The sequence below is a fragment of the Chryseobacterium sp. SC28 genome (genome assembly GCF_003932955.1).
In the GTDB taxonomy this organism is placed as follows: Bacteria; Bacteroidota; Bacteroidia; order Flavobacteriales; family Weeksellaceae; genus Epilithonimonas.
On sequence record NZ_QOVY01000026.1, the window covers coordinates 1 to 13368 of the forward strand.

Annotated in this window: 11 protein-coding genes; 7 read left to right on the plus strand and 4 right to left on the minus strand. The window is 39.6% G+C overall.

The window, feature by feature from the left end:
• Nucleotides 1-196 precede the first annotated feature (196 nt).
• Nucleotides 197-1234 (plus strand): zinc-dependent alcohol dehydrogenase family protein, encoded by a 1038-nt coding sequence (locus tag DTW91_RS11610; protein WP_125203530.1) that lies wholly within the window; start codon nucleotides 197-199, stop codon nucleotides 1232-1234.
• A 159-nt stretch (nucleotides 1235-1393) separates the two neighbouring features.
• Here DTW91_RS11610 and DTW91_RS11615 read toward each other — a convergent pair whose 3' ends face one another.
• The 4 genes from DTW91_RS11615 to DTW91_RS11630 form a co-directional block, all read right to left on the minus strand.
• A complete protein-coding gene (locus DTW91_RS11615) occupies nucleotides 1394-3325 on the minus strand; it encodes a M13 family metallopeptidase (protein ID WP_410493736.1) in 1932 nt (643 codons plus the stop codon).
• A gap of 391 nt (nucleotides 3326-3716) precedes the next feature.
• Complete coding sequence (locus tag DTW91_RS11620; protein WP_125203532.1) at nucleotides 3717-4223, minus strand: YceI family protein; 507 nt, start codon at nucleotides 4221-4223, stop codon at nucleotides 3717-3719.
• Between the two features lie 63 nt (nucleotides 4224-4286).
• A complete protein-coding gene (locus DTW91_RS11625) occupies nucleotides 4287-5573 on the minus strand; it encodes a hypothetical protein (protein ID WP_125203533.1) in 1287 nt (428 codons plus the stop codon).
• Nucleotides 5574-5624: 51 nt separating this feature from the next.
• Nucleotides 5625-6161, minus strand: coding sequence for a YceI family protein (locus tag DTW91_RS11630; RefSeq protein WP_125203534.1), 537 nt, complete (start codon nucleotides 6159-6161; stop codon nucleotides 5625-5627).
• A 540-nt stretch (nucleotides 6162-6701) separates the two neighbouring features.
• Here DTW91_RS11630 and DTW91_RS11635 point away from each other — a divergent pair.
• The 6 genes from DTW91_RS11635 to DTW91_RS11660 all read left to right on the plus strand — a co-directional run bounded on the left by DTW91_RS11635 (nucleotide 6702) and on the right by DTW91_RS11660 (nucleotide 13363).
• Complete coding sequence (locus DTW91_RS11635; RefSeq protein ID WP_228412715.1) at nucleotides 6702-7313, plus strand: DUF4271 domain-containing protein; 612 nt, start codon at nucleotides 6702-6704, stop codon at nucleotides 7311-7313.
• 21 nt (nucleotides 7314-7334) lie between these two features.
• Nucleotides 7335-8075, plus strand: coding sequence for a uroporphyrinogen-III synthase (locus DTW91_RS11640; protein WP_125203535.1), 741 nt, complete (start codon nucleotides 7335-7337; stop codon nucleotides 8073-8075).
• A gap of 213 nt (nucleotides 8076-8288) precedes the next feature.
• Nucleotides 8289-10340, plus strand: a complete 2052-nt coding sequence (locus DTW91_RS11645) for a S9 family peptidase (RefSeq protein WP_125203536.1) — start codon at nucleotides 8289-8291, stop codon at nucleotides 10338-10340.
• Nucleotides 10337-10684 (plus strand): hypothetical protein, encoded by a 348-nt coding sequence (locus DTW91_RS11650; RefSeq protein WP_125203537.1) that lies wholly within the window; start codon nucleotides 10337-10339, stop codon nucleotides 10682-10684. Before DTW91_RS11645 ends, DTW91_RS11650 begins: the two co-directional genes overlap by 4 nt.
• Before the next feature lie 273 nt (nucleotides 10685-10957).
• Nucleotides 10958-12499, plus strand: coding sequence for a sensor histidine kinase (locus tag DTW91_RS11655; protein ID WP_125203538.1), 1542 nt, complete (start codon nucleotides 10958-10960; stop codon nucleotides 12497-12499).
• A gap of 171 nt (nucleotides 12500-12670) precedes the next feature.
• The gene (locus DTW91_RS11660; protein ID WP_125203539.1) at nucleotides 12671-13363 is read left to right on the plus strand and encodes a response regulator transcription factor; all 693 of its coding nucleotides are present in this window, start codon (nucleotides 12671-12673) and stop codon (nucleotides 13361-13363) included.
• The last annotated feature ends 5 nt before the right edge of the window (nucleotides 13364-13368 follow it).

A 13368-nucleotide genomic window follows, 5' to 3' on the forward strand; every position in this document is an offset into this window, starting at 1 on the left:
TAAAACAAAAAAGTAAGTAATTGATTTACAAATAAATAAAAAATAAAACAGTCCAATTTTAATTTTTATCGGACATTAATGAATGTTTTTTTAGTAAAAAGTGATAAAAAACATTTATAATGCGACTTAATATGTATATATTTGAGTGTTAAAATTAGTTTTAACAATACTAAATATCAACTTAAAAAGTAAAGTTATGAAAGCCTTAGTTTATCACGGTGAGCACCATATTGCTCTCGAAGAAAAAGCAAAACCAACCCTTGAAAACACAACGGATGCCCTTGTGAAAGTTCTCAAAACCACTATTTGCGGAACAGATTTGGGGATTTATAAAGGTAAAAATCTTTATATGAGAGACGGCATTACCCTTGGCCACGAAGGAATCGGAATTATCGAGGAAGTGGGAGAAGGAGTTTCCCAGTTCAAAGTAGGGGACAAAGTTTTAATCTCCTGCATTACTTCTTGCGGTTCTTGCGAATATTGCAAAAAACAATTATACTCTCATTGCAAGAATGGCGGTTGGATTTTAGGCCACATGATTGATGGCGTGCAAGCAGAATATGTGAGAATACCGTATGCGGACAACAGCCTGTACAAACTTCCTGCCAGCATCGATGACGATGTGGCGGTAATGCTGAGCGACATCTTACCAACCGGGCACGAAATCGGTGTACAATACGGAAATGTAAAACCCGGAGATGCTATTGCCATCGTGGGAGCCGGTCCCGTAGGAATGTCCGTTTTATTGACGGCACAATTCTACTCACCATCCACCATTATTATGATTGATTTGGATGAAAACCGGCTACAAATGGCCAAAAACTTAGGAGCAACGCACACGCTTAAAACTTCTGAAGACATTAGAGAAAAAGTAGCCGAAATTGTGGGTGAAGAAGGCGTAGATGTAGCCATAGAAGCTGTCGGTCTTCCGCAAACTTGGGATATTTGTCAAAAAATCGTAAAACCCGGTGGAAATATTGCCAACGTGGGCGTTCACGGCAAAAAAGTAGATTTTGAAATTCAAGATTTGTGGATTAAAAATCTAACCATTACCACAGGACTTGTAAATACCAACACTACTCCAATGCTGATGAAAGCAGTTGCAACCAACAAACTGCCGGTTGACAAACTGATAACACATCATTTCAAACTAAACGAAATCGAAAAAGCTTATGAAGTATTTATAAACGCTTCCAAAGAAAAAGCTTTGAAAATTATAATTGATGCCGACTAAAATCGATAGAAGAAAAGCATCATTTTGGTTCGATTTCCAAAAATAATTTTCGAAAACCAAAAAACCAACCTCTTTTAAAGTGATTTAAAGGAGGTTGGTTTTTATAGCCGGAGCGCCGGTAAAAATCCGGTAATCGGCCTTAAAAAAGACCCTTTCTTTTTACCAGATTTTGATTCTTTGTTCCGGGGTTTTGTAATGTTTATCTCCTTTTTTTACTTGGTAAGCATCATACCAAGTGTCTGTATTTTCCAGCGGTCCCACAGCTCGGTACATTCCCGGGGAGTGAGGGTCGGTTTTCACCTGATTGATGAGGTATTTTTCGGTAGATTTGGTTCTCCAAACGGTTGCCCAACTGATGAAGAATCTTTGTTCCTGCGTGAAACCGTCGATTTTCCCTGGTGATCCTTTGTCTTTAAGGTACATTTTAAGGGCATCGAAAGCGATGTTTACGCCGCCTAAGTCCGCGATATTTTCGCCCATTGTGAAAGTTCCGTTGACGAAAGTTCCTTTTACAGGTTCGTATTTGCTGTACTGTTCGCCCAATCTTTTGGTAAGGGCTTCAAATTTTTCTCGGTCTTCTTTCGTCCACCAATTGTTGAGGTTTCCGTCTCCGTCAAATCTAGAGCCACCATCATCAAAACCGTGGGAAATTTCGTGACCGATTACTGCCCCAATTCCTCCGAAATTGACAGCTGGATCGGCTTTAAAATCAAAGAACGGTGGTTGCAGAATAGCTGCCGGAAAAACGATTTCGTTGTTTGATGAACTGTAGTAGGCATTCACGGTTTGAGGCGTCATTCCCCATTTGGTTTTGTCCACTTTTTTCCCAACTTTTTCCAGATTTTTTTGATAATTCCAAGCGGTGATGTTTTGGGTATTTTTGTAGTAAGTTCCCCCCTCTGCCGGAGATAGCATGGTCAATTTGGAATAATCTTCCCACTTGTCCGGATAGGCAATTTTCACATTGAATTTGCTTAGTTTTTCCAGTGCTTTTGCTTTGGTTTCTGCGCTCATCCAAGAAAGATTGCTGATGTGCTGATGGTAGGATTTTTTAAGATAATCTATCAAAGAGACCATCTCGGCTTTGGCCTCTGCTGGGAAATACTTCTCTACGTATAATTTACCAAAGGCTTCGCCCAAAAATCGGTTGACAACTTCCAGACCTCTTTTTTCCATCGGGCGTTGTTCCAAAGTTCCTTGAAGGTATTTTCCGTAGAAATCAAATCTTAGATCGTCTAATCTTTTGTCCAGAGAGCCTGCGTTACCAGACAGCAGATTGAATTTCATATAATCTTTCAGCAGCGGCAGATTTTCTTGGGTAATGAAATTGTCTAATGATTCATAATATTTCAAATCTCCAAGAATTACGCGGTCTGTTTGCACTCCCACTTTTTGCAAATACTCAGGCAGGTTTACATTTTTAACCAAAGTTGAGAGTTCTGCCACCGTTTTGGGGTTGTACCTTTTGTTGGCATCTCGTCCTTCTTCGTTGGTCAGTAAGGTTTTGGCAAATCTTTTTTCTAAATCGACAATTTTGGCAGCGGTTTCGTCAGGATTTTTATATTCCAAAACTCCCAAAATTTTAGAAACATATTTGGTATATTCTGCGATGGTTTTGGTATTGGCTTCGTTCTCTTTTTGATAATAATCTTTACCAATTCCCAAGCTCGGGCCGCCAAGATAAATGGCATTGTCATTAGAAGATTTCAGGTCTGAGCCCACTCTCCAAGCGTAGAGCGGATTATCCCCTGTAAGCGTTGCCTGATTGATGTAATTATGGAAATCGGCCAAATTTTTGATTGCGTCAATTTTTGCTAAGTCTTCTTTTATAGGCGTTATTCCTTCAGCATTTCGTCTGTTCCAGTCGAGATAAGTAGCATATAAATCCTGAATTTTTTGACCTTCAGAACCTTTGGCGTATTTCTCGGTTAAAATGTTTTTTAGGATGGCCAAAGAGTTTTCGTCTGTTTTTTCGCGTAACTCATTGAAACTTCCCCACGAGCCTTTATCTGCAGGGATTACGGCGGTTTTTATCCAATTTCCGTTTACGTAATTATAAAAATCATCTTGCGGGCGCACTTTCAAATCCATATAACTAAGATTGATGCCCTGCGCAAAAGAGTTTGCCGAAAATCCTACCAAGGCTAAAGCGGCAATATTAAAAATTTTCTTCATAAATAATTATCATATTTTCTTTTAGTCGTTTTTTTATTAAAATTTGTTACGAGCAGTTTCAGCTACGACCCCAATCATTTTCGATGATCTAACTTCATCTGTACCCCGATTTTTTAAAACAATTAGAAAAACCTTCTAAAGTTGAGTAAAGTTAAGGTTTAATTCCGAAAAAAACAGTCATTCCGAATCGTTATTCGAAAAAACTGCCGTTGTTCAAAAACCAAGTTCCGCAATTATACAAAAACAACATCACGGTAAAACCCATGATGCTGCCTTGAAAAAATTTAATTAAATGAAAAAGCGTTCGTTAAATTTTTGCCGGTAGACTAAATGTGAGATCCAAATCGTCTTTTACGATGATCATGCCTCCCATTTTTTTCGGCGGAATAATGTTGAAATCACTGAATTTTACATTTTTCTTTCCTATGAGCTTGTTGTTTTGCAGGCAAAATTCTACATTATATCTTTTGCTTTGATTCATCATTTTTACTTCCACAATCGCCATATAGTTTTTTTGATTTTTGGTAAAGTTGATGAATTTGATAACCATCTCGGGATATTTATCCGCATTCAGAATTTTTTGAAAATCCCTAGTCATCATCTTGTTGCCACAGTCGAAATCATTTACTTTAAGGATGATATTAGGTAAAGGTTTTTCCGAGAAGGCATATGCGTTGCCATCGATTTTGAACTTTGTGTTGACGCATTGAAATCTGTTTACATTTGTGCTTCCGTTTATTTTGATGAAATTTTCCTGAGCATTGGCCGTTACTGCGGTTAAAAGGAAAAGCAATAAAAAATAAAAAGGTTTCATAATCTTAATTTTAAAAAAACAGAGGAGACCCGAGGGTTCCTCTGCTCCCTGTTAACTGAATATTTAGAAAGAAATCACAGCTTCCAGCATAAATCCGTCGAATTTACCGTCTTTTTTGATATTAGTTGAGGGATATCCGTCGTAAGTCTGATTGACGTATTCTATTTTTGTCAAGATGTTGTTGGTCATAAACCAGCCTCCGCCAATATTAAATCGGTCTACGCTAATGTCGTCTCCGCTGATAAGCGTTCCGTCCACTTTATTATAGCGACCGCCCACGTAGAGTTTTTCGTCGTTTCCAAATCTGTAGAGCAATTCGGCAGCATATTGGTTGTAGGTTCTCCTTTTGGATTCGGAATAGTTCCGTCCGGCCGCTGATTCAAAGATACCGAAAAATTCCAAACCTTTGTATTTTACAAATGGGTTGACCATAAAGGTTCTCAATTGGTTTTGGAAGTCCGGGTCTACCATTCCTGATCTCGTCTGTGCAGAAGAAGTCGCTGCGGTATTTTCCATGACGAAGTAATATCTGGAACCGGCTCTATCTCCGTTGTAAAAGTCCAGTCTTCTTGCTCTTGCAATGTTATAAACAGAACCCGTAAGTCGCACTCTGAGGTCTTCAGAAAGCTGCTTGTCATACCCCAGTTTTCCATAGACTCCGGGGCTGGTGCCGCCGGTTGCAGTCTGGTTTAGTCTTCCGTTGGTCGCACCAACCATGACTATGAAGCCATCTCTTCTGTAATAGACCTCTGCAAAAGGAAATGTTGCATACGCATCCATCAAATAATTGCCCACGAATGGATTCATAATCGCATAAGCGTTGTCTGATCTTCTAAGTTGCGCATCGCCGTAGTTCAGTTGATCCTGACCCACTTTGATGGTGGCATATTTCATGATGTTTTCTGCAAATCCTTTTTGGATGAAGTCTAATTTATCAACTTGGAGATATCCTCCTTTCACATAAGTGTCGTTGTGTGTGCGTGAGGAGAGGAAAGTTCTCAAGTGCATATTCACGCCATCATACAAAGCCACATCAAGATCTAAGTTGGCCGTTGGTAGGTTGAAGTTGTTTCCGATGTCGAACAATTGATTTATATTGACCCCCGCGGCGTTATAAACCGGAGTTGCATTATTTTCGTGCTGTATCGCCTGAAATTGCAAAGCGAATGCACCGCCCACTTTCACTCTGAGGTGATCAAAGGTTGTTACCGTATCTTTTGGATTTTCAAAAACCGTCAATCCTGTTTTGTCTCTTGGTTTCAAGTTGTCCAATTTTCCTTCCTGTGCGAGTCCGAATGTTGCTGTTAGTAAAGCGGCGATGAAGCCTGCTTTTGATAGATTTCTTTTCATGATGTTATAAATTATTAAGTTAATTATTAATTCCAGTTGATGTTTAATCTATTATTCCGCCACGACATTTACCTTCACAGTGACCACATCGCCGGTTTTGATTCCCATAAAGCCGGGACGCTCCATTCCGAAATCAGACAGTTTGATCGTCTCTGTGGCATCGATGATGTATGAATTGCCTTTTTTTACAACGGATACCGGAAAAGTGGCATTTCTGGAAGCACCCGCGATGGTCAATTTGCCTGTGGCATTGCTTTTACCCATACTTATAGATGTCGCTGTAAATGTTACGTTGGGCGCTTTGTCGGCTTTTAGAGCGTCATAAGCTTTCTTCTCCATCGTTTTTCCTTTTTCCGCTTTTAGCGTTTTTACCGGTACTGTAAAGGTGACGTTGGTAATAGCATTTCCGGAAACGACTCCCGAAAAAGTGCCGGTGGTACCTTTCATATCCCAGTCATGCATCGGAGATGTACCGAGAATTGTAATGTTTGTAGCCTTTTGAGCTATCTTTTGTGCATTTGATAATTGTGGAAGTATCAGGCTCCCTAAAATCAAGCTGGCACTAATTAAATTTTTCGCTGTTTTCATTTTCTAAAAATTTAGTTGTTATAATTATATATCTCTTTTACGGGACAAAGGTAGAACTATTTTAATATTNTATTAACGCTGCTGAATGTGAATTATTAATTAAATAAACTGCGAAAAAAACAAATATGACATTTGTTAGGTTGGTAATTGCTGATGAAAATCAGGGTTTATTTTTTTAAATATTTATAAAAAATGTTAAATTATTACGATATCCGTGAATCCTCAGATCACCAAAATTGGCGATAACAACTTTCTAAAACAACGAATTATCAAGCGGCGACCTACTTAAAAATCTTTTTAGTATAAAAGCCGGCGCAGACGTCTTCACAATTTTATACAAAGAACAGGTTTATATTTAAGGTTTGTCTTCGCGCTGCAGATTCCGATGTTATAGTGGCGTTCATCGGAATCGGCCAAGTTTTTCCAATCATCAATTTTTTATTTAGATTATTATCTGAAACCCCTCAATAAGCCATTCCAAATTCTTAATTTTGCAAAAAAATTTGAGACTTGTTACGGGTTACGGAGCATAATGATTGGGTGATATACTGTATTTTGGCGAGTATTTTTGCTTATATTGTTGTGCTTTATGTTTTCAACCGGGAGGCCAACCTAAAGGAGTTTCTGGCGCAGAAAGCTGAGGATTCCAACAATCTTCCGCCGTCGTGGACGATTATTTCCCTTGTGAGAAGTCTGCTAATTGCCGTCTTGCTGTCCCAATTTATTCCCGTAGTGCCTCGTTTTATTTCCGATTTCCAGTTTTTCGGATTCCAGTTGAATAAATTTGGCTTCACTTTTTTGGCTGTTATTGCCTATGATCTGCTTAAAAATCTACTCACTTTTCTTTTCTACAATAGTGTGGGCGCCGGCAAAAACCTAAAAGAGCTGGCTCTGATTTCGAGTAAATATTATTTCCTCGAATCTCTCGGTTTGATTGCTGCCGTATTTGCGCTTTATTATTATCCGATAGACCGGGTTGAATTTTTTCATGTCCTTATTGTGATCTTGCTATCACTGTTTGTGTTGAAAAACCTCATCTATCTTTTTCATAATCAGTCCATTTTGCCGGAAAAATGGTATTATAAATTTTTGTATATTTGCACGCTCCAAATAGTACCCGCTCTGGTGCTCTGGAAGTTCTTATTTTATTAAATGTAATACACGCATTTTAAGATGAAAATCAAATCTATTTTAGTTTCACAGCCTGCACCCAACGAATCTTCTCCTTATCTGGAGATCGCAAAAAAAGAGAAAATCAAAATTGATTTCCGTCCTTTTATCCACGTGGAAGGTGTGGATGCCAAAGAACTCCGGACGCAGAAAATCGATTTGGCACAATATACGGGCATCATCTTCACCAGCAAAAACGCCATCGATCATTATTTTCGGCTGGCCGAGGAAATGCGTTTTACGGTGCCTGATTCTATGCGATACATTTGCCAGTCCGAAGCGATAGCCAATTACTTGCAAAAACATATCATCTACCGAAAAAGGAAAATCAGCTTTGGCGAAAAGAACTTCTCCGACTTGGTGGCGCTGTTCAAAAAACACCCTTCCGAAAAATATCTTTTACCATCCTCCGATATCCTGACACCGGAGATTCCTAAAGTCTTGGATGCCGCAAATATCGACTGGACCAGAGCCGTGATGTACAAAACGGTTGCAAGTGACCTGACGGATCTCGACATCAACAACTATGATATGCTGGTCTTCTTCAGCCCGCAAGGAATCAAATCTTTGAAAATCAATTTCCCGGATTTTGAACAAAAAGATACCAAGATTGCGGTGTTCGGAACTACTACTCAGGCAGCAGCAGAAGAAGCGGGATTGACGGTCAACGTGATGGCGCCCACAAAGGAAACACCATCTATGACAATGGCAATCGAAAAATATATCAGAAGCGTTAATAAATAATTATCAGCCTCCTGCATGCCAACCGTCTTCTCTCTGCGAAGATGGTTTTTTGTTTAAATTTGAGTTTAATAATATCGCCAAACGCGCAGCATTTATATGGTAATTCACGGCGAAAGGAAGATCAAAATTTTTTCTTCCTCGCAGCCAAAGTTTAGCGATTTTTAAACTACTAATTTCTTTAATCTGGCGCCCCGGCGTTAAAAATCAAAGCAAATGAAAGCTCCAAAAGCAAAAAAAATAAATAAACTTCTCGAAATTCATAACGACAAAAGAAACGACCCTTATTTCTGGATGAAAGAAAGAGAAAATCCCGAAGTCAAACAATATCTGGAAGCCGAAAATGCTTACACAGATTTTGTCATGAAGGATACCGAAGATCTGCAAAACGATCTCTACGAGGAAATGAAGTCCCGTTACAAAAAAGATGACGAATCTGTTCCGTATTTTTTCAATCAATATTGGTACATCGTTCGGTACGAAGATGGCAAAGAATATCCCATTTTTTCAAGAAAGTATCAATCGTTGGAAAATGAGGAAGAAATTTTGCTGGATGCCAACATCCTGGCCGAAGGCGAAGATTATTTCGATATCGGAAGCATTTCCGTAAGTCTGAATAATGATATCCTGTCCTTTTCCACGGATACAGTCGGAAGACGGATTTACACCATCTTCTTCAAAAATCTGAAAGCCGGCGAAATCTATGCAGACGAGATTGGGAACACGACGGGGAAAGCAGTCTGGTCCAATGACAACCAATATGTCTTTTACATACGAAAAGATGAAAGCCTTCGGGCATTCCAAATCTACCACCACGAATTGGGAACCGATACCGACAAAGACGTCCTTATTTTCCACGAGGAAGATGAAACTTTTGATGTGAATGTATTCAAAACCAAATCATTAGAATATATTTTTATTTCTTCGTCCAGCACCAATGAAGATGAGCACAGATTCATCCCTGCCAACGATGTTTTTGCAGACTGGACGGTCATCCAGCCAAGAACCGAGAATCTGGAATATTCCGTGGATCATTATCAGGACGATTTTTATATCGTAACGAATGCCGATGGCGCCACCAATTTCAAAATTGTAAAAACTAAAGTCCAAAAACCCGGAATTGAAAACTGGGAAGATTTCGTCCCGCACCGGGAAAATGTTTTGATCGAAGGCTTCGAAATTTTCAGGGATTATTTTGTTTTGGAAGAGCGCGAAAAAGGACTTCTGCAAATCAAAATCATCGAAAGCAAAACCGGAAATGCCCATTATCTCCCATTTTCGGATCCCACTTACACGGCCTACATCGACATCAATTTGGAATTCGATACCCACAAATTGCGCTTCGGATACACCTCATTGACACAGCCATCCTCCACCTATGAATATGATATGAAGGAACAAACCACCAGACTTCTGAAAGAACAAGAGGTTTTGGGCGGAAAGTTCTTTAAGGAAAATTATACCTCCGAAAGAATCTGGGCTACCGCTCGGGACGGAAAACAAATTCCAATTTCGTTGGTTTACCACAAGGACACGCCGAAATCCGAAAGCACACCGCTCTTGCTCTACGGCTATGGGAGCTACGGTCACACGGTGGACGCCAGCTTTTCCAGCACAAGATTGTCGTTGCTAGATCGGGGTTTTATCTATGCCATCGCACATATCCGTGGAGGAGAGTATCTTGGCAGAGAATGGTACGAAGATGGGAAAATGCTGCGTAAGAAGAATACCTTTTTTGATTTTATCGATGCCGCAAAATATTTGATCTCACAAAATTATACTTCTCCAAAACACCTCTACGCGATGGGCGGAAGTGCGGGCGGACTTTTGATGGGCGCTGTGATGAATTATAATCCGGAACTTTTCAACGGGATCGTAGCTCAAGTCCCTTTCGTGGACGTAGTTACAACAATGTTGGACGATACGATTCCTTTGACAACAGGAGAATACGACGAATGGGGAAATCCGAATCAAAAGGAATATTATGATTATATGAAATCCTATTCACCGTATGACAATGTGGAAGCAAAAAATTATCCCCATCTGCTCATCACCACCGGATTTCACGATTCTCAAGTTCAATATTGGGAACCTGCTAAATGGGCGGCCAAACTGAGAGATTTGAAAACCGACGACCATATTCTGATCTTCAAAACCGATATGAGCGCCGGACACGGCGGGGCAAGCGGACGCTTTGAAAGCCTAAAAGAGATTGCGCTGGAATATGCGTTTTTGTTGAAAGTTGAACGGTTAAAAATGACGTTATGAACGAATCGGAGATCTGGAAAAAAATAGAAAAATTCTTTGAAGTTAATTTTCAAACCGAGAAAAATCCGCCGATCGACACCTTGCTGTTCATCATCGGAGTTCAGGAGTTGGGAAGCGGACAGCAAAAATTTTCAAAAGATGACAAGGTCAATCTTCTGCACATCGCAGTTTGCCGTTTGCTGGAGCCCTTTGGCTATTACAAATTTACGCACTACGAAGATGGCTGGCCCCATTATGAAAAAATCGATGACCTACCAGAATTGAAACCAAACGAGCAATTGCTTCTGATGAAAAAAGCGATTATTCAATATTTTCAGGATGAGGAAATCGTTTTGGATGATTGATTTCGACTTGCCCTTCGTAGATTTTCGTGTTTTCGCAACCATTATTTTTTTGAATAGGCGACCGGAATTATTATCCTATTTATAATTTCAGCCAATCAATTCTGTCAAAATTCCCCTAAAAATTTCCAAAATTTCATTCTGGCAACATATTTGCTATTCACAATAAATTGTTAAATGAACTGATTTTAAGAAAAATTTAATAATTTGAGCACTCTTTTTTTGTCGAGAGATTCTTAAAATCAATAATTTTAACTTTTTAAACTTAAAATTTATATGAATAATAGATTCATTCCGATAATTTCTGTTTTTATGACCATCTCGCTCATCGTTTTTGTCTCATTGCAGTTGTATTGGATCAGGGAATTATACACCTCTCTCGAACAGGATTTTTCCAACAAGGTCTATTCGGCTTTAGAAGCATCCACAGAGAAAATAAATCAAATAGAAGTCAACAAATATTGGAACGAGACATACGCCGGCGTTGGCAAGGAGGTTTTGGCATCGTCTCATCTGCCTACCAAAACGTATATCCAGCAAAGCTCCGACTCTGCCAACCGCTCGAATATCCTGTTCCAGACCAGCATTGTGGAGAAACAGAATATTCCGGTTTCGGCCAAAGGAGACACTTTATACACGACAAAACTTTACAAAGACGAAGGCCAGCTGCAACTAAAAAAAAGCGCACCCGAGCCTCTGACAACCAACCTCAGCCGTGACCTCGACAATAATTCTTTCCAAATGAAAGAGTTTGCAAGACTGAGCGCCACCAATCTGCCCATAGAAAAGCGGGTAAGCAGCAAGATCATCGACTCTGTTCTTAGCAAAGAGCTCAAACTGAAAGGCATAGACACCAAATTTGGGTACGGCATCATCAATAAAGATAATAAGCTGACATCCATCGCCAACAATATATATCTGGATCAAAAAGATAAAACCAATTACACCTATCCTCTGTTCACAGACAGCAAAGACCGAACACTTTACACGCTGGCCCTCGTCTTCCCGCGAAAGGATTACTCTTTGGTAAAGCACAATCTGCCGATGCTACTGGGTACTTTTATTTCCTTGCTCACGATTTTGGGGATCTACATTATCTCGATCAATTATATGATGCGGCAGAAAAAAATTGCAGAAGTGAAGACGGATTTTATCAACAATATGTCGCACGAGTTCAAGACGCCCTTGGCCACCATCTCCGTTGCTACAGATTCTCTGGCGAACGATACCATCGCGACCAATCCGGAAAAAGTGAAATACTACTCCGGACTGATCAAACAGGAAAATCTGCGAATGAAAAAACAGGTGGAGACAGTTCTCAATATGTCGAAACTCGAGCGAAATGAAATGCCGCTACACCTGAAAGAAACCAATGTCCGCAAGCTGATCGAAAGTGTGACAGAGTCGTTCCGACTGATTGTAGATGAGAGAAAAGGTACCTTGATAACAGACTTTAATGCCACGCGGTACAATTTCAAAGTTGATGAATTTCATATTTCCAATGCCATCATCAACCTCTTGGACAATGCCAACAAATATTCTCCCGAAAAGCCCGAAATAAAAGTGAGCACCCGAAATGAAGATAATTATTATGTGATAGAAATTTCGGACAAAGGAATGGGAATGGAAGCCAATAACCGAAATAAGATCTTTGAAAAATTCTTCCGCGAGGAAACCGGCAATATTCACAATGTCAAAGGGCAAGGTCTCGGCCTGTCGTACGTCAAAAAAATTGTCGAAATCCACAAAGGGCAAATTACGGTTGATTCTCACAAAGGGAAAGGCAGCACTTTTACAATAAAATTGCCAATGGTATAAATATAATTAAACTTCCGAAAATTAGTACATAAAAAACAGTATCCAAATCATTAGAAAAAGATGTAGAGGAAATTATTAAATTATTAGCAACCATATTAAAACAACCAAAAAAATATTAACTCGACGAAGAAATATTACTTCTTCATTTTTTAATTATTAAAAATAAAATATATGAGCAACAGAATATTATTAGTAGAAGACGACCAAAGTTTTGGCGCCGTTTTGAAAGATTATCTCAGCATCAACAACTTCGAGGTCACGCTGGCAACCGACGGAGAGATGGGACTGAAAGAGTTTACCGAAAAAGAGTTCGACATCTGCATCTTCGATGTGATGATGCCGAAAAAAGACGGATTTTCGTTGGCAGAAGATGTAAAAAAAATCGACAAAAACATGCCAATCATCTTCCTTACCGCCAGAAATATGCGGGAAGACATCCTGAAAGGCTACCAATTGGGCGCAGACGATTACATCACAAAACCCTTCGATACAGAGCTGCTTCTTTACAAAATAAAAGCAATCCTACAAAGAAGTACGGTTTTGGAAAACGAAGATCAGGAGCAATTTAAAATCAGTAACATTTTCTTCGACTCGATGCTGAGACAGCTACGGGTGGGCGAAAACGAATACAAACTCTCGCCTAAGGAAAATGAACTGCTGAAACTGCTTTGTCTCCACCGCAACGACTTTATGCCGCGAGATTTGGCCTTGCGAAAAATCTGGAAAAAAGAGAACTATTTCACGGCGAGAAGTATGGACGTTTACATCGCCAAACTGAGGAAGCTCCTAAGAGATGATGACGGCTTGGAAATCATCAACGTTCACGGAGAAGGATTCCGCTTGCTGGTAAAAAATCCTCAGTAAATCTC

Coding starts and splice junctions, on each gene's coding strand:
- DTW91_RS11615 (WP_410493736.1), bottom strand. CDS start 3,325: ATGGATTTGAAAGTGCGCCCGCAAGATGATTTTTATAATTACGTAAAC.
- DTW91_RS11610 (WP_125203530.1), top strand. CDS start 197: ATGAAAGCCTTAGTTTATCACGGTGAGCACCATATTGCTCTCGAAGAA.
- DTW91_RS11660 (WP_125203539.1), top strand. CDS start 12,671: ATGAGCAACAGAATATTATTAGTAGAAGACGACCAAAGTTTTGGCGCC.
- DTW91_RS11645 (WP_125203536.1), top strand. CDS start 8,289: ATGAAAGCTCCAAAAGCAAAAAAAATAAATAAACTTCTCGAAATTCAT.
- DTW91_RS11630 (WP_125203534.1), bottom strand. CDS start 6,161: ATGAAAACAGCGAAAAATTTAATTAGTGCCAGCTTGATTTTAGGGAGC.
- DTW91_RS11625 (WP_125203533.1), bottom strand. CDS start 5,573: ATGAAAAGAAATCTATCAAAAGCAGGCTTCATCGCCGCTTTACTAACA.
- DTW91_RS11655 (WP_125203538.1), top strand. CDS start 10,958: ATGAATAATAGATTCATTCCGATAATTTCTGTTTTTATGACCATCTCG.
- DTW91_RS11640 (WP_125203535.1), top strand. CDS start 7,335: ATGAAAATCAAATCTATTTTAGTTTCACAGCCTGCACCCAACGAATCT.
- DTW91_RS11650 (WP_125203537.1), top strand. CDS start 10,337: ATGAACGAATCGGAGATCTGGAAAAAAATAGAAAAATTCTTTGAAGTT.
- DTW91_RS11620 (WP_125203532.1), bottom strand. CDS start 4,223: ATGAAACCTTTTTATTTTTTATTGCTTTTCCTTTTAACCGCAGTAACG.